We start from the raw sequence: 16,927 nt of genomic DNA, 5'->3' as shown, positions 1-16,927 counted from the left end.
GCGGTTTGTGGTCATCGGCGGCGCCGGACTTATCGGGTCGCACGCAGTCGATCAACTCGTGCAGCAAGACGTCGGCGAGATCGTTATCTATGACAATTTCGTTCGTGGGACTCACGAAAATCTCGCGGAAGCCATGCGCGACCCGCGTGTCAAAAGTTTTGAAGCCGGCGGCGACATCACGCAGTCTGATATTCTCGACGCGGCTCTCAAGGGCGTCGACGGCGTGTTTCAGTTCGCTGCGTTATGGCTTCTCCAATGCCATGAGTACCCGCGGACCGCTTTCGATGTGAACGTGCGTGGCATGTTCAACGTGCTGGATAGTTGCGTCCGCAACGGTGTGAAGCGCCTTGTGTGGTCTTCGTCGGCATCGGTCTACGGTGACGCGATCGAAGAGCCGATGACGGAAGATCACCCGTTCAACAACAAGAATTTTTACGGGGCCACCAAGATCTGCGGCGAGGCGATGGCGCGGGCTTATCACTTTCGGTACGGCCTGGATTATGTCGGTCTGCGCTATATGAATGTCTACGGTCCGCGTCAGGACTATCGGGGTGCCTATATCGCCGTCATCATGAAAATGCTCGACGCCATCGATCGCGGCGAGGGACCGACGATCCTGGGTGATGGATCCGAGGCATTCGACTTCGTGGCGGTGGAAGATTGTGCGCGGGCAAACCTGTGCGCCATGAAGGCGACTGCCACGGATAGATTCTACAATGTTGGCACCGGTAAGCGAACTTCGCTCAAGGAAGTTGCCGAAAAGCTCCTGAATCTGACCGGCTCGAACCAGCCGATTAATTATGCGCCGCGGAGCCACGCGACGCTGGTGCGCAATCGCATCGGCTCGCCGAAGCGTGCGAAAGAAGAAATCGGGTTTGCGTCCGCTATCGATCTCGACGAGGGATTGAAGTCACTTATCGAATGGCGTCGGACACACATCGCCGAAGTCAAGGCGAGACGCGCTCTGGCGGCCACCTAACAGGCAACGGAAATCATGACGCTACGACGTATTCAGATATCTCAACCCTCTATGGGGGAGGAAGAATGGCACGCGGTTCGCGAGCCATTGACCTCCGGTTGGCTCACGCAGGGTCCGAAGGTGGCGGCCTTCGAGAAGGTTTTTGCGGATCGGCACGATGTTGCTCATGCCATGGCGGTAACAAGCTGCACGACGGCGCTTCACTTGGCGCTGGACGCGATGGGGATCGGGCCTGGCGACGAGGTGATTGTGCCGTCGTTTACCTGGGTCGCAACCGCAAATGCCGTGCTCTATTGCGGTGGCACGCCGGTATTGTGTGACGTGGACCCGACTACCTACAACATCGACATTGCATCGATGAAATCGAAGGTCACCGAAAACACCAAGGCGGTGATTGCGGTGCACCTGTTCGGGCTTTGTGCCGACATGGACGGTATCCGCGCGGCATTGCCAGCGTCCGTCAAGGTCATTGAGGATGCGGCCTGCGCCGCGGGTGCTTCCTACAAAGGCCGGCCCGCCGGCGGGCTTGGCGATGCCGCGTGCTTCTCGTTCCACCCGCGCAAATCCATCACGACGGGCGAGGGGGGCATGTTGACGACCGACGACGCTGCCCTTGCCGAGCGGGCCAACATGCTGCGCAATCACGGCGCCTCGATCTCCGAGGAGCAGCGCCATCAAGGGCCGCAGCCCTATCTGCTCGCCGCCTTTGACGAACTCGGGTTCAACTATCGGATGACCGATGTGCAGGCCGCGATTGGCCTCGTCCAGCTGGCCAAGCTCGACCGATTCATCGAGGAGCGCGACCGGCGAGCCCGCTATTATAGGGAGGCGCTGGCCGACATCGATTGGCTGAGGCATCCACAGCCGCCAAATTCGGGTAGCCATGCCTGGCAGGCCTATGTGATGTATGTCGACCCCAAGCGCGCGCCCCTTGCGCGTAACGAAATCATGGGCAAGCTTCATGCGCTGGGCGTCGCTACCCGGCCGGGCACTCATTCGGTGCACATGCTCGGCTACTACCGAAAGCGCTTTGGCCATCAGATCGACGATCTGCCGGGCGCACGCGATTGCGAGCAAAATACGATGGCGATCCCGCTGCACAACCGCATGGACGATGATGATTACAAATACGTCGTTGACTGTCTGAAGCGGCTGGATTCGGGTAACGCCTGATGGTCCTCGCGGAAAAGGGATTTCCCATCCTGAGCGACGTGACCGGCGTGGCGATTCCGGCGTCGGGTGAGGTTTCGGTCAGTGGCCGGCAATTCCTGGTGCGCGAGGGTGTGCTGCGCGCCGTCGAATATGTGTCTGCATCGCAGGCCCAGACTTCCGACGTCTTCGGGTACAAATGGAATCGACGCGATACTTTCGAGAGCCCCGCCGCCCGCGGCGTGATGCGCGACTGGCTGCGTGCGCGTTATGGCGAGCCGTCGGACATGCCATGGCTCAGTGCCGGCGCCGTGCTGGTTGATATCGGTTGCGGTGCCGCGCGCAGTTCCATCGAACTCTTCGGGGATCGGTTGAAGCAGGTGCGCTTCATCGGCACAGATATTTCGGCCGCCATTGACGTGGCAGCCGACAGCTTTGGCGCTGCAGGATTGAACGGTGAATTCATCCAGTGCGACTTGAATGCGCTTCCGTTTCGCGACGAAAGTTGCGACGTCCTCTTCTCCGAGGGTGTGCTGCATCACACCGATTCGACAAAGGCTGCCTTTGAGCGAACCGCGCGCTTGGTCAAGCCGGGCGGGCGCTTCATGTTTTATGTCTACCGCAAGAAGGGCCCGATCCGTGAGTTCACGGATGACTATATCCGGGAGAAGTTACAGGGCCTGTCGCCCGAGCAGGCCTGGAAGGCAATGGAGCCGCTGACCAAGCTCGGGATCGCTTTCGGCAAGCTCAATGCGACGATCACCGTGTCCCACGACGTCGATTTGCTCGGCATCAAGGCCGGTGAGTACGATGTGCAGCGTTTCCTTTACTGGAATGCCGTCAAGATGTTCTATCGGCCCGATCTGACCTTTGACGAGATGGCGCACATCAATTTCGACTGGTTTGCACCGGTCAATGCGCACCGCCAGACCGAACAGGAAGTACGGAAATGGTGCAACGATTCCGGCTTCGACATCGAGCGCGAGGTCATTGAGGAAGCCGGCATCACCATGATTGCGCGGAAGCGCGGGCGCTGGAAGTCATGTGCGGAATAGCCGGATATCTGAATTTCGACGGCAAGCCCGCCTCGTCCGTCATCCTGAAGGCGATGACGGACATGCTGATCCATCGCGGCCCGGACGATGAGGGCCAGCTTGTGGAGGGTGGGCTCGGTCTTGGCCATCGGCGGCTTTCGATCATCGATCTGTCGCCATCGGGTCACCAGCCGATGGCGAGCAGGGGCGGGCACCTGGTCATCAGTTACAATGGGGAAATTTACAACTATCGCGAGTTGCGGCTCGAGCTCGAGACCCGTAATCATGTGTTTCGTTCGGAGTCCGACACCGAAGTGTTGCTTGCGGCGCTCGAGGAATGGGGACTGGACGCGCTGCCTCGATTGAACGGCATGTTCGCCTTTGTGCTCTACGACCGGCGTGAGCGGCGCCTGCTGCTGGCCCGCGACCGCTACGGGATCAAGCCGCTGTACTACACGACGATCGGACAGACCTTGCTGTTCGCCTCGGAGATCAAGGCATTCCTCGCGCATCCCGCCTTTCGGACCGAGATGGATCCCGACGGGCTGATGGAATACATGACCTTCCAGAATTTCCTGACCGATCGTACGCTCTACAAGAATGTGCGGGTGCTGCCGGCGGGTAACTCGCTTTCGGTGTCGATGCAGGGGCCGATCACGGAGCCGCGCCAATACTGGGATTTCGAGTTCAGCGAACGCGAGACGGGGCGCACGCGCGCTGACTATCTGGATGAACTCGACAGCCTCTTTGTTCAGGCGGTGAGCCGCCAGCTCGTGAGCGATGTGCCGGTGGCCTCCTATCTCAGCGGCGGTCTCGATACCGGCGCCATTGCGATGATAGCGAGCCGACAATTGCCCGAAATGCGCACCTTCACGATCGGGTTCGACATGAGCTCTGTATCCGGGCTTGAGCTTGCCTTTGACGAACGTGCCAGGGCGGAGCGAATGTCGGCGTTGTGTCGCACCGAGCATTACGAAATGGTGCTGAAGGCTGGCGACATGGAGCGCTCGATCGATCGCCTGGTCTGGCATTTGGAAGAGCCGCGTGTCGGCCAGTCATATCCGAACTTCTATGCCGCGAAGCTTGCTGGCAAGTTCAACAAGGTTGTGCTTTCCGGGGCAGGCGGCGATGAGCTGTTCGCCGGCTATCCATGGCGGTACTTCCGTGGCGATGCCAATTTCAGTTTCGACGAATATTCGGCGCGCTACTTCAAGTCCTGGCAGCGTCTGGTGCCACGTGATTCGTTTCCTGCTCTGATGGCGCCGCTTTCGGGAAAGCATACGACCGATCCGCTGGCGATATTCCGCGGCGTGTTTGCGCACCACGCGACCGAACTCAAGCGTCCCGAGGACTTCATCTGTCATTCCCTGTATTTCGAGGCGAAGAGCTTTCTGCACGGATTGCTCGTCGTGGAAGACAAGCTGTCGATGGCGCATTCGCTCGAGGCGCGGGTTCCGTTTCTGGACAATGACTTGGTCGATTTCGGAATGGCGCTGCCGGTCGCTCACAAGCTCGCCAATCTCGGCGAGGTGACCGGGCTCGATGAAAACCTTCCCGGACCGAAGACCTCGATCTATTCGCAACGTTCCCAGGATGGCAAGATCATCCTGCGGGAGGCGATGGCGCGCTATGTGCCCGCCGACGTCGCCGGCGGGGTCAAGCAAGGCTTTTCGGCGCCCGACGCCACCTGGTTCAGGGGCGAGAGCATCGACTACGTCCGCCGCGCCCTCTTTGATCCCAAGGCCAGGATCTACGACTATCTGGATTTCGACGTCGCCCGCCGGCTCGTTGCCGATCACGTCGAGGGCCGGGAGAATCGCAGACTGCTGATTTGGTCTTTGATTTATTTGGCGTCCTGGTGCGATCAGTTCCTGACGCGTGGTGCGGCGCGAATGCCCGCACCTCGGCTGGAACGGGCGTCGCGGCTGCAGTGATGCGAAAGCGCAAAGCAAGAAACCTATGCCGTTGATTCCGGAAGGTCACGAGCGGCGCCGCATTAATCGGATCATGGAAGCTGCGATATCCGATTTTAAACTTGATTTGCGTGGTATCGGGGTGCTGACGGAGGCGGCCTCCGGCTATTTTGCGACTACCCCTCTGCTAGCCGCTCTCGCTGGGGCTGACCCGATTTTCGCCGTGGGGCGCGACTCGCGCTACGGCAGTTACGAGGAAATCGCTCGCGAAATCGAGGTTTGGGCGGAAGAACTGAAAGTAGGCGGAAGGATCATTTTTCAACAGGGCCGTCCGTCGCTGAATCAGGCAAAGATCGACCTGGTCACCAATCTAGGTTTCGTGCGACCGATCGATCGTTCGTTGCTCGAATTACTGACAAGCTCGGCGGTCGTCAGTCTGATGTGGGAGCCCTGGGAGTTTCGCGCGGAGGATATCGATATTGCGTCCTGCGAACATCTGGGCATACCGGTTCTGGGCACCTGTGAGACGCACCCGCGGCTAAGGACATACGACTATCTCGCATTCGTTGCCGCGCGACTGATGCTGGAGAGAGGTGTCGAAGTTTTTCGCTCGCGGATAGTGATCATCGGCAGTGATCCCTTCGGGAGTTCCATCCAGAAGGGCCTCCTGGAGATGTCGGCGAGCGAGGTCGCGCTCATCAGGCCCGATGACGGTCACGTCGCCGAGCTATATGCCAGGCGTGCTTCGCCGGCCGACGCCGTCGTGATCGCGGAGCATAGAGCTTCGGAGATGGTTGTTGGCGGCGCGCGCGGGATCGATCCGCGGGAACTTGTTCGCGATGGCACCGTGCTGGTCCATATCTGCGGTAACGTCGATATCGAAAGCATACGCGCGTTTGGGCTTCCCATTCATCCGGATCCGCCTGCGCCTTACGGCAAGATGACGGTCACGACGGACTATGCCGGGCCAACCCCGGTGATTGATTTGCACGCAGCGGGACTGAAAGTTGGCGAGATCGGCGTCCGAAACCGTCGCCATGGCCGGGAGGCTGCCGAGTCGAACGTAGGGGCAGCAGCGAGTGACTTGGCGATCCCGGTTCATTTCAGGACGCCGGCATCATGAATCGATCGGCGTACTTGCACCTCGGAACGGCATCCTGAATGATACTTGCTGTCTTTGGTCGCACCCGGATACTGCTGCGAACGGTCGAAGCGCTGGCGGAAGCAGGCCATTCGATTGCGTTTCTTGGCACCGCAAAGCCGTCGGACACGGACGGGACGGTCGAGGAGGATTTTGAGCGATGCGCAAGGGAAGTCGGAGCGACCTACTTTCGCGGCAAGCTAACGGCCGCGTTAAGCGGTGTCGGCGAACCGCGGCCCAAGTTGGGTGTTTCGATGAACTGGCCGTCCATTCTTGGTGCAGACGAAATCGGCCTGTTTGAGGATGGCATCCTGAATGCCCATGCCGGCGATCTGCCGCGCTACCGCGGCAACGCCTGTCCGAATTGGGCGATCCTCAATGGCGAACAAAGAATTGGCTTGTGCGTGCACAAAATGACACCTGGCCTCGTCGATGCCGGGCCGATTCTCCTGAGGCGATATTTTGAGCTCGATACCACGCTTGATATCGGCGACGTCTATCGATGGCTGGAAAGGTCGATCCCCGAGATGTTCGTCGAGGCGGTTGGCGCCATTGAAAGAGGAGGCGCCGTTCTGACCGAACAGCCGGCCGACCCGTCACTGTCGCTTCGGTGTTTTCCTCGCCGACCAGAAGATGGCGCAATCGACTGGACGGCGGACAGTGAGACCGTTCTCAGGCTCGTTCGCGCCTCTGCAAAACCCTTCCATGGAGCCTTCACGACCCTGGAAGGAAATCAAACCGTCAGGATATGGCGCGCGGATTCCTTCGTCGCCGGATTTCCCTTCTGCGCCGTTCCGGGTCAGGTATTGCATTCGAAATCGGCGGGTGTGGTCATTGCATGCGGCTCCGGCAGCGTCCGGCTAATGGAGGCGACGTTTTCGGATGGAACCGACGCTATTCCGGTTGTCGGAGCGTCACTCCGCAACAGGCTGAAATGACCAGCGACGCACTAGAGTATCTTGGGCACGCGCTTTCCCACATCGCGCAGGAGAATTTCGGTCGACGGGCCGCGCCGATGGTGACACTATCGAGCGATACGCACCAGGAGAGCGATGGCTCCGTGACTGGTGCGCTGGAAATTCATATTCAAATGCGTAGCGGGGAGGCGAGGCTGATTCAGCGCGCGCCCTTCACGGCACTGAACTCGAAGACCGAGATAGATGACCTGCTGGCGCAGACATTGAGCGTGCTCTTGATGAATCATGCGAGTTGGCCGCGGTAGAGCAGTCGAGGACCTGAAATGGGAATTCTGAGCAAGACCAGAGTCGCCTACAGGATTGCGCGCACCGGCGCGAAGGGATGGCCTTCGTTCGTCTGGAACACGGCGATGGCCCAGCGTGGAATTGTGGGCCCGCTACTGCCGCCGGTTCATGTCTCCATAGAGCCGACCAACGGTTGCAATGCCAAATGCCCGGTCTGCGAGACAGGCAAGAACGAGATGTTGCGCCGCAAAGGCATGCTCGATGGGCAGGTATACGAAGAGTTCGTCGGGCGGGTGGCCAGGCACACCAATTCGCTCATGTTCTATTTCATGGGCGAACCGTTCCTGAACAAGCACGCTTACGACATGATCCGCTTCACCCGAGACAAGGACATCTATGTCGAGACCTGTACCAATGGTGATTTCGTCGACGCCAAGGGCGTGATCTATTCGGACATCAACAAGATCAGCTTCCAGCTTGGCGGCATGACGGAAGAAACGCATCGGCGCTATCGCGTGGCGTCCAGCCTGACCAAGGCACATAAGAATCTCTACGAATTGATCGAGGAGCGCAAACGCAATCCCGGCTCGAACGTGCAGATCGAGGTGGGATTCATCGTTATGCGGCACAATGAGCACGAGGTGCCGCAATTCCTCAAATGGGCAAAGGAGATCGGCGTCGACGTCGCCAATGTCGTCGACCCCTGCGTACGCAACATGCTGGAGGGTTACGCCTACCTCCCCAAGGACCGGAAGTATTGGTACTACGACGAGAAGGCGTTCGAGCAGGGCTATCTGCGCCCGAAGGTTCTGCCGGACAATGAGTGCGCGTGGATCTGGAATTCGATCCAGATCAACTGGAATGGCGATGCCGTGCCGTGCTGCCGCGATCCGAACGGCAAACACGTCCTGGGCAACGTCTTCGAACAGGGATTGATGGGCGTGTTCAATGGGGCGAAGGCTCGGGATTTTCGCCGCCGAATCCTGACCGATCAGGGCAACATCGACATCTGCAAATTGTGCTCGGGTTATGGACTGCCGACGATCGAGCGCAAGGCGATCGAGAAATTCTCCGTCGTTCGCCACACTGCCGATCCGGAAGAACAGCTGAGCATCGAGAGCGCTGCCCAGGCAGCGCTCACGAACGATCAGGCACCGGCCGCCTAGGCTCACTCCGTTGCTGGCTTCCTGATGCTTGTATCGATCGCCTGGTTTGCGGCCGCAGCCGGTATATTTTGCGTAATTCGGTTCTATCCGATCTGGACGGTCCGATTTCAGGGATGCGATGCGTACTACATTCTGATGTGTGCGGAAGCCCTTCGACGCGAGAGACGGTTGCCCATCCGCTTGCCCCCTGTCTACATTCTGGAAAAGCCGGAGCAGTGGTATCCGCCGGGCTTCTTCATTCTGTGCGCCTTCATTCCGCAGCGATGGCTGGATCGCTACTTCTGGGCGCTGAACCACGTCATTGACCTTCTGACGGTCGGGATCGGCTTTGCGCTCTGTGCAAGCGCGGGCCTGCCGGCTTTGGGTGCGTTTGCCGTTGTGGTCTATGCACTCGCGCCCGGCTTGATCCTCGAATATGCCAACCTCACGACTCGTCCTTTCGGTGCACTTCTGCTCACCGCCTTCCTGGTGCTGGCGTTTTACGGCATGGAGGATTGGCGGTTTGCCGTGGCCGCGGCCCCCGCGGGCCTTATCCTTCTCTACAGTCATAAACTGTCATCCCAACAGCTCTGGTTTGCGGCACCCGTGTTGGCGTTGATGACCGCGGATTGGCGCTGGGTGGTCTGGCCGTTCCTGCTTTACCTCCTCGCGTTGGCCCTGTGGCCCAGAGGATTCTGGCGCATCGTCCGGGCGCATGCGATTACCGTCAGGTTCTGGGATCGGTACTGGCCACTATTAGGAGCCCACGCAGTCAGGCAGTCGTCCATCTACAGCGACGGCAAGACGCGCATCCAATTCTATCATGACGACGGCTGGCGCGATGTAGTGCAGTTCGGCAAGGACTTGCTGCACCAGAACTATTTCGTTGTTCCACTTGTTGGCTTTCTGATCTTGCGCCGGCCTACGGCTCCAATGGATATGTTCCTGCTTGGCTGGATTCTCTCAGTCTATCTTGCCGCGACTCTCATCCATTTTGTGCATGCCCTGCGCGGCATCGGCCTCGGCCGGCAATATCTGAAATTCGCACTGGTGCCGACCCTGGTTTTTCTGGTTTTGCATGTCAGCGAGTTTGACCTGCCGCTGATGGCAATTTTGTCTGCCGCGGCGGTGCTGGAAGCCCGCCAGTACGTTTTGATCGCCCGCAACCTGCGGCGCGAGCAACCGGGGCAGGTTGGTCGAAGCTCTGTAGAATTGCAGTCTCTTGTGGACATTTTCAGTCCCGGCGTCCACCGGGTGATGTGCCTGCCCGCCCATCTCAGCGATCTCGTCGCTTATTCCGGACGTGTTGCGACCTATTGGGGCGGACACAGTGAGGATTTCGACGAGAGGCTCGCTGCGTTTCTCCCCGTGCTGTGTCGACGCATCGAGGACTATGCGGCGGAGGATGGTCTGACACACCTCTTGATCGATCAGCGCTACGTTACCGCGGAGGAATTGCAGCTTCCGAATAAGCATCCGCTGAAACAGGCCGGCAATTATGCTTTGTTCAGCCTGGCTCCACGTAAGCCATCGTAACATCGGGATTTGATCTTGCGCGTCACCGTTTTGAATCCAGAAATGGATAGGGCCTACGAGGATTTCTTGTTGGGTCATGAGACCTCCTTGGTCTACCATTCTCCTTCCTATCGCGATTTTCTTCAGGATGTTGCGGGCGGTGAGCCAAAATATTTGCTTGCGTTGGATCACCAGGATACGATCCGCGGCGCCCTTCCACTGTTTTTCAAAAGAGGGCGTCATGGAACAGTATGCAATTCGCTGCCGTTTTTCGGCAGCATCGGAGGTCTGGTCGGGGCGGTCCCGGAGGCTCGCTCAGCACTTCTGGCACAGTATAATCGGTTCATCGCCGACCCCGAAATAGCGGCGGCGTCCATCATCGAAAATCCGCTCGACCGGCGCGATAACGACGATATCAAGCGCGATATGACAGACTATCGGATCGGACAAATCACGCCCCTTCCAGATTCGGGAGACATAGCTACCGCTTTGATGAGTATGTTTCATCAGAAGACGCGCAACATGGTTCGCAAGGCGGAGAAGAGCGGTATCGTGATCGATGTCGACGAAACGGCTTATGATTTCCTGGAAGACGTTCACGTGAAGACGATCAGCGCGCTGGGAGGGATTGTGAAGCCCCCAGCTTTCTTTAAATTCGTACAGCAACACTTCGCATCCCCCCGATCGCGGCGGCTCTACGTTGCTCGACATGAGGGCGAATTGGTTGCCGCGCTCCTGATACTGTATTTCAACAAGACGGCCGAATATTTCGTCCCCGTTTCCCGAAACGATTTTCGTCATTTGCAGCCCCTAAGTCTCATCATCTATCGCGCAATGATTGACGCTGCCCGGGACGGTTTCCGGACCTGGAGCTGGGGCGGTACTTGGCAGAGTCAGGAAGGGGTCTACCATTTTAAGAAGCGGTGGGGCACCCAGGACCGCAGGTACACTTATTATACGCGGATAAAGAACAGAAAACTGCTCAAGCTGTCGCGGGAAGAAATCCTGCGCGAATATCCGTGGTATTTCGTTTTGCCGTTCGCCTCTTTGCATTCGCAAACGTCGCCATGACGGAGGACCTTGCGATACTTCAACGCCGCCGTCGTTGGTTTCGCCCGCTCGACGGCGCGATATTGCTCGTTATGCTGGCGATGCTTGTGCCGATTGGAATCGCGCTTTGTCCGCTCGTGCTGCTGACACGCGCCTACTGGCGATATCGCGCGCATCGTCGTGCGAGTGACAAGCCTCACTCCCTCCTCATTCTTGGCTACAATACCTACGACGAAGCTGTGACCAAGGGGATCATGGATGATCCAAATCTCTGGTATAATTGCGGCGAGAGATTTGAAAAGGTATTCGTCTACGTAGCTCTCGCAGAAAAAACTTCGCAAAGAAGAATTACGGATCGGATCCGGTATCGACAAGATGGTGACATTTTGCCGGGTCTGCAAATTCCGTTCGCATGGACATTGCTGGCACTGCGCTATGTGCGCGGCTGGTGGCGCGCCTGTTTTCTCGCGCTTTCGGCCGACGTCATCCTCGTCAACGGCCCCAACAGGTCAGCGCAGATCGGCCTTGTAGCAAAGCTGGTCATGGGGACCCCGGCGGTGGTCTTCATCGAAGCATTTTGGGAGAAGATGCTACCCCAACAATCATACATCCCGGAGCGTCTGCGCTGGGCTGTGTTGCTTTGGTATCGTCTCGTGTACAGAGTTTTCGATGCATATTGCGGAACAGCTAGTTTTGCAGCTGATTATTATGCAAAGCTGGGCATGAACGTCGATGGTATTTTTCCATATGTAAATAACGTAGACGTCACGGCGTTGCTGATGGCCGCGAGGCAGTCCGAGATTCCGATTGAACTCCAGAGGCGAGATCATCCCTGGATTGTAACCGTCGGTCGTCTTCATAACGAGAAGAAATCAAAAAGTGTGATAGATCTGCAATATCGCCTTGCCGAAATGGGGCTACATGCAACAGGCGTATTTGTCGGCGAGGGTCCGTATCGGGACGAACTCCTGTGCCATTCGATGGACTTGGGGGTTCAAGATTGCGTCTTGTTCTTGGGGCAGCTTCCACAACCCCAAGGTATGGCAGTTGCGGCGGCCTCCGATTTTTACTTCGCGCCGATGCAAGGCAATGCGCTGATCGAAGCCATGGCAGCAGGATGCTGCATTGTCGCCTATGACAATGTCGAGCATCGGATTTATGTCGACGATCGAACGGCGAAGCTTGTACCGGAAGGAGATGTGGAGGCTGCGGCCCGTGCTATCATCGAATTAAGTAAAGATCCGGACCAGGTTCGGAAATTGCGAAGCGCCGCTCGTACGGTGGCTTTACAGCGTTACACGCCGGAGAATATTGCGGACGTTTGGTTCCTTCCGTTCCTCGTGATTTATCAACGGGCTCTCAAATGATCGACAACGCGCGTGCTCCAACCGATTCCGATACGGTCGTTGTCATTGGTGCTACCGGCTTTATCGGATTTTACCTGGTAAGATACCTGCAACAGGCCGGCTACCGTGTGGTTGCTGTTGACAAATCGCAAAATGATGAAGCGAAGTATCTGGTCGATCAGGGGGCGTCGTTTACGGCCCTGGACATTGTCAATGAGGAGGAGTTTGATCGTCTCCCAGAGCAAGGGGTGCGGGCGGTTGTAAACCTCGCCTGCGTTCAGCCCGCCTCAAACGCAGACAGCGATCCCGCCACCTATATAAAGGTGAACGTGCTCGGTGTGGCGAACATCCTGAAATACTGTCAGCGCTGCAACGCCGGAAAGCTGCTGCACACGATTTCCCACAGGAATATCCAGGGTCTTTGGGAGAAGGGCGACCTTATCACCGAGGAAGCACCGCGCGCTATCAAGTATACCGGCCGGTTCTCAATCTTCAGCATTTCGGAAAGCGCTGCGGCGGATTTGATCGAATACCATATTCAGCAACACAAGATGAAGTGTGTCATTTTTAGGCTGCCGTCGGTCTACGGGTTCGGCCACCACGAGAGTGTTATCGTTTCTGGAACGGTCGCGAAGACCGGGCTAGGTGTGTTCATCGAAAACGCGAGAAGCGGGCGGACGATCGAGGTGTGGGGCGACAGCGGAAAAGGTCGAGACGTTATTTACGTCAAGGACGTGGTATCCGCGGTCGCTTTGGCTATCGAGAGTAAGGAGGCCTGCGGACTGTTCAATATTGCGTCCGGCAAGAGGCTCTCGTTGAAGGAACAGGTGGAGAGCATCGTCAGGGTCTTTGCAGTACAGGGCAAAACTCCAAATGTGGTCTACCGCCCGGAAATATCCAATTCGGTAGAGGCCTGCAGCTATGACATCAGCAAGGCCGCACGTGAACTTGGTTGGTCGCCGCGCTATTCATTCAGCGACATGTTGTCGGATTACAAGCTGGAGATGGAGCACGGCGAGTTAAACTTTCTGCTCGATCGAAAGCGCAGGATGCTTGTAGAGCAGAATCTGTGACCGATGGCTGATCGGTTCACGTTCAACTGAAAAAGGGGAGGCGCGACATGATAGGACACATACCCGAGGACTTTCCCGGAAACGAATTTATGGGCGAAAATGTTCGGGGTTTCCTTAAAAGCTGCGCGGCTTCGGCAAAGCTCTTTCCTCTTGCCAAGTTGTGTCGGCCAGAGCAAATCGAAATAGGCGAGATGGCTAGGATTCATGACTTCGTTTTCATGTGGGGCGGTCGAGGAATAAGAATCGGTGCCTACAACGACATCCAGCCATTCGTGAATATTTGGGGTGGAGGAGAGGCAATCTTGGGGGATTACATCTCGGTTGGAGGTGGATCGCAGTTGCTGACGGCTACCTACGATTACCGTGGCTACAGGATGGTGGACGGTCTGCCGGAGGATCACACCAACACGCTCTTTGGGAGGTTGGTTATCGAGGATGATGTCTATGTTGGTGTCAATTGCACGCTTATGCCAAACATCACCATTGGCGAGGGCGCGGTCATTGGTGGCGGGAGTTTTGTGAACAGGGACATTGAACCCTGGAGCGTGAACGTAGGAAGTCCTGCGAGAAAGGTCGGAGAAAGGCCGCGTCTGAAGGACCACATCCGGGATTGGAACGGGCAGGTCGACGGGTGACGAAGCCCTTCGCAGCTCTTCATATGCGGAATTCGTGCCGTCGGACGCTCATTGCGGCTGCTGACGCCATGGGCGTGGGATCGGCGCTACGTAGAAGGCGAGAGCTTGGCAGAATACCGCCATCACCATTCGGTCGTCCAACGCCCCACTACGATGCCGCTCTTGAGGCCCCTGTATGACATGGGTATCGTAGACATGTTCGCGAAATCTGCGCTGTCCCTTGCCAGACTGCTTATGCGCAGTCCTGCAATCAGCAGTGGCGTAGACAGGCTGGGCGTCCGCCGCTGGTACGAGCGTTATTCGGTTATGCGTAATCAGGCGGAACCCGCCGTCTCCGCGGATGCCTTGTATGATGCCAGGCGCGGCCTTTGGATGTTGCACGGTACATGGCGCGCAATAGGCGCTGAGTTGGCGCGGGTAACTCCGGTGGCGCGGGAAGTCGGTCTCGCTAGCGATTATCGCAGTTCACTGCCGCAGGCTGAGAGGAAGTGCGTCGACGCGGGCATCGACGAGACGTTCGAACATTTGCGAGCCAGGCACGCGGACGTGGCGGCATATCTAGAAGGCGCGAGCGATGGTTTGTCGGGCGCGGCGCTGCGGGACGTGGTTCTTGCCGCCAGCTGGCCGTCTCTGGTGCAATGGCGTGATTACTCACGCTCCTGCGCCGCGCTTGCTGTTCAAACGCGCAACGGCACGATCCTCGGCCAAAATCTCGACGTTGGTCCGAGCAACAATGTGGTCGTGGCGCATGTGAGGCCGGACGACGGCCCTGCGCGGCTATGCCATCTGATGCCGGGATATTTTTGGCTTGGTATGGGCGTCAACGAGTTTGGTGTTACTTTTGGCGGCGGATCGGTGAACGTGGCAAGAAATTTCCAGCCCTCGCCGGCAAGTCTTTCGACGAGCTTCTCTGACATGGCGGTGCTGGGCGTGGCGCACTCGGTTGCGGAGGCGGAGCGGGCGTTTCGATCCTTTGCTCCCCTTGGTCCGACCCATGACGGGATTTCACTGGTGATAGCCGACCGGCTGGGCGCAGTGTCACGGCTGGAAGCGACTGGTCCAGACGTTTGCGTGCGTGCAGGCCAAGCGGCCGAATTCGCCGCAAACCACTTCGAACTCGAAGGTATGACCGGGCTCAACCGCAACGACGACACCAGCCATCAGCTGCTGCTGGACAATTCGGCGGCGCGGCTTGCGCGGGCGCGTCAGCAGTTTGTCGGGCCAGCGCAGGCCGATGCGCGGAAGATTTGCCGTTTCCTTCGCGCCGGGCGTGGGCCGGGAGCTTGGCGGCGCACTGCTATTCACCCGGACACCGGTTGGACCACTGCGAGTTATGTGGTCGACCTGGGGCAGGCACAGTACCATTATTGGCTCGGCACGCGGCCCGTTGGTGTTCAGTGGCGGCAACTCGACCTGGAGCCCTTGTTCTCGGGCCGTTCCTACGTTTAGGGTTGAGATGCGCTCCCAAGACCCGTTAAGCAGAAAACCTTCCGTATCCATCGGTGAGTCCTCCGGATTCCGAACAGGCGATGGATCATGACCTGCCGCACTTTAATCGTCACGCAAAAGCTGAACTACATCAATCCCACCTGGAGTTTGCTCGTTGAGGAGCTCGCGAAGCGAGCGGACGTAACGGTGATCGGGTGGGGCTATGGAAAGAATTACAGCGATTATCGTACGGTCACGCGCGAGCTAGGTCATTTCGACGTCGCAATTGTGGACCCCTGGGTCGTAGGGCCGTCGAGACCATATTTGGAGGAATCGCGGCCAGCCGGCATTCTCGATGTAGGCATTCCAACCTTCATCAATCTAATGGTTCAGGATTTGCACACCCTTGGTGAGGATTTTTTCCGCGGCTACATTGATCGATGCTCTTTTGCGATATCAATCGTTGGCAGTCCGCAATTCTGGAAGCGGTCCTTCGCCGAATCCTATCCGCGCGAACATTGGCTCAAACCGGGATACGTGACCGAAAGACCCGAGGTGATCGACGAGCGCTTCCTGCTGTTTCCGCATGCAGTCGGTGACGGCGAATTTCATGCAGTAGCGCGCCAAAGACCGATCGACATCAGCATTGCGGGGACGTCGTACTGGTTTCGATCGCGAGCGGCAGAGATAATCAAGGATGCTGCCGGATTGAAAGTGAAGTCTCAGGCCACGCTAATCGAGCGGGCTGCGGCGCGGTTGGCGGTAAACAGTCGCCCTGCGCGTCGCCTTGGGGCTATTCCCATAGCACAGTTCCTGTTCCGGAGAACACTGCGTCGATCGCTTTCATCAATCACCTGCGATGGGTCCGTCGGCTATCCCATCCGCAAGTTTTTTGAGATTCCGGCTGCTGGTTCCATTCTCATTGCGCGCCCCTTCGAGCAACCGGAGGCCCTTGGCTTCAGGCATCGCGACACCGCCGTTCTCGTGGGCGATGCGGACCTCCATACCCTTGGCGATATCGTGCGTTGGTTAAAGAGCGATTCAGTCGAAAGCCGCGCACTCGCGACCCGGGGGCAGGACATGGTAAGGAGTTTCCACAACGTATCCCGCCGTGTCGATCAGATCCTTCAGGCCGCCGCCGCCGCCGCTGCGGGCAAATTGACAGGCATGAGATGGCGTGACGCCAATCCGATATTGAGCTTGAGTGACGGCTCCGACGGGTTTCATGCGACGGACAAGGATCTGGCTGATCGCCTGTTGACGCACCGCAAATGAGAACCCTCGTCCTCGATACCAACGTCGCTTATGCAAATCCGA

The 16,927-nt window shown here is 57.9% G+C and carries 15 protein-coding genes; all 15 read left to right on the top strand.

Annotated elements, in window-relative coordinates:
* Positions 1-7: 7 nt before the first annotated feature.
* On the top strand, positions 8-979 hold the full coding sequence (locus ACPPVP_RS32600; RefSeq protein WP_426527693.1) for an NAD-dependent epimerase/dehydratase family protein: 972 nt from the start codon (positions 8-10) through the stop codon (positions 977-979).
* 15 nt (positions 980-994) lie between these two features.
* Complete coding sequence (locus tag ACPPVP_RS32595) at positions 995-2,152, top strand: DegT/DnrJ/EryC1/StrS family aminotransferase (RefSeq protein WP_426527692.1); 1,158 nt, start codon at positions 995-997, stop codon at positions 2,150-2,152.
* Between the two features lie 110 nt (positions 2,153-2,262).
* Positions 2,263-3,183 carry a class I SAM-dependent methyltransferase gene (locus tag ACPPVP_RS32590; protein WP_426527691.1) on the top strand — a complete coding sequence of 307 codons (921 nt, stop codon included), beginning with the start codon at positions 2,263-2,265 and terminating at the stop codon, positions 3,181-3,183.
* A complete protein-coding gene (gene asnB / locus ACPPVP_RS32585; RefSeq protein ID WP_426527690.1) occupies positions 3,171-5,096 on the top strand; it encodes an asparagine synthase (glutamine-hydrolyzing) in 1,926 nt (641 codons plus the stop codon). Before ACPPVP_RS32590 ends, asnB begins: the two co-directional genes overlap by 13 nt.
* A gap of 25 nt (positions 5,097-5,121) precedes the next feature.
* The gene (locus ACPPVP_RS32580) at positions 5,122-6,198 is read left to right on the top strand and encodes a hypothetical protein (protein ID WP_426527689.1); all 1,077 of its coding nucleotides are present in this window, start codon (positions 5,122-5,124) and stop codon (positions 6,196-6,198) included.
* Between the two features lie 38 nt (positions 6,199-6,236).
* Positions 6,237-7,154 (top strand): methionyl-tRNA formyltransferase, encoded by a 918-nt coding sequence (locus tag ACPPVP_RS32575; protein WP_426527688.1) that lies wholly within the window; start codon positions 6,237-6,239, stop codon positions 7,152-7,154.
* On the top strand, positions 7,151-7,438 hold the full coding sequence (locus ACPPVP_RS32570) for a hypothetical protein (protein ID WP_426527687.1): 288 nt from the start codon (positions 7,151-7,153) through the stop codon (positions 7,436-7,438). Before ACPPVP_RS32575 ends, ACPPVP_RS32570 begins: the two co-directional genes overlap by 4 nt.
* Positions 7,439-7,456: 18 nt before the next feature.
* Positions 7,457-8,584 carry an SPASM domain-containing protein gene (locus ACPPVP_RS32565; protein WP_426527686.1) on the top strand — a complete coding sequence of 376 codons (1,128 nt, stop codon included), beginning with the start codon at positions 7,457-7,459 and terminating at the stop codon, positions 8,582-8,584.
* A 168-nt stretch (positions 8,585-8,752) separates the two neighbouring features.
* Positions 8,753-10,099 carry a hypothetical protein gene (locus tag ACPPVP_RS32560; protein WP_426527685.1) on the top strand — a complete coding sequence of 449 codons (1,347 nt, stop codon included), beginning with the start codon at positions 8,753-8,755 and terminating at the stop codon, positions 10,097-10,099.
* 15 nt (positions 10,100-10,114) lie between these two features.
* Entirely contained in the window at positions 10,115-11,149 is a 1,035-nt protein-coding gene (locus ACPPVP_RS32555; RefSeq protein WP_426527684.1) for a GNAT family N-acetyltransferase, read from the top strand.
* Positions 11,146-12,495 (top strand): glycosyltransferase family 4 protein, encoded by a 1,350-nt coding sequence (locus ACPPVP_RS32550; RefSeq protein ID WP_426527683.1) that lies wholly within the window; start codon positions 11,146-11,148, stop codon positions 12,493-12,495. Before ACPPVP_RS32555 ends, ACPPVP_RS32550 begins: the two co-directional genes overlap by 4 nt.
* Positions 12,492-13,547 (top strand): NAD-dependent epimerase/dehydratase family protein, encoded by a 1,056-nt coding sequence (locus ACPPVP_RS32545; protein WP_426527682.1) that lies wholly within the window; start codon positions 12,492-12,494, stop codon positions 13,545-13,547. The genes ACPPVP_RS32550 and ACPPVP_RS32545 overlap by 4 nt, the downstream gene beginning before the upstream one ends.
* 47 nt (positions 13,548-13,594) lie before the next feature.
* Positions 13,595-14,182, top strand: a complete 588-nt coding sequence (locus tag ACPPVP_RS32540) for an acyltransferase (RefSeq protein WP_426527681.1) — start codon at positions 13,595-13,597, stop codon at positions 14,180-14,182.
* Positions 14,183-14,362: 180 nt separating this feature from the next.
* Positions 14,363-15,631 carry a carcinine hydrolase/isopenicillin-N N-acyltransferase family protein gene (locus ACPPVP_RS32535; protein ID WP_426527680.1) on the top strand — a complete coding sequence of 423 codons (1,269 nt, stop codon included), beginning with the start codon at positions 14,363-14,365 and terminating at the stop codon, positions 15,629-15,631.
* An 87-nt stretch (positions 15,632-15,718) separates the two neighbouring features.
* Positions 15,719-16,885 carry a glycosyltransferase family protein gene (locus ACPPVP_RS32530; protein ID WP_426527679.1) on the top strand — a complete coding sequence of 389 codons (1,167 nt, stop codon included), beginning with the start codon at positions 15,719-15,721 and terminating at the stop codon, positions 16,883-16,885.
* The last annotated feature ends 42 nt before the right edge of the window (positions 16,886-16,927 follow it).

Origin of the sequence: Bradyrhizobium sp. McL0615 (genome assembly GCF_049993905.1) — a bacterium.
In the GTDB taxonomy this organism is placed as follows: domain Bacteria; phylum Pseudomonadota; class Alphaproteobacteria; order Rhizobiales; family Xanthobacteraceae; genus Bradyrhizobium.
This window is presented reverse-complemented; position numbering and strand designations above follow the sequence as displayed.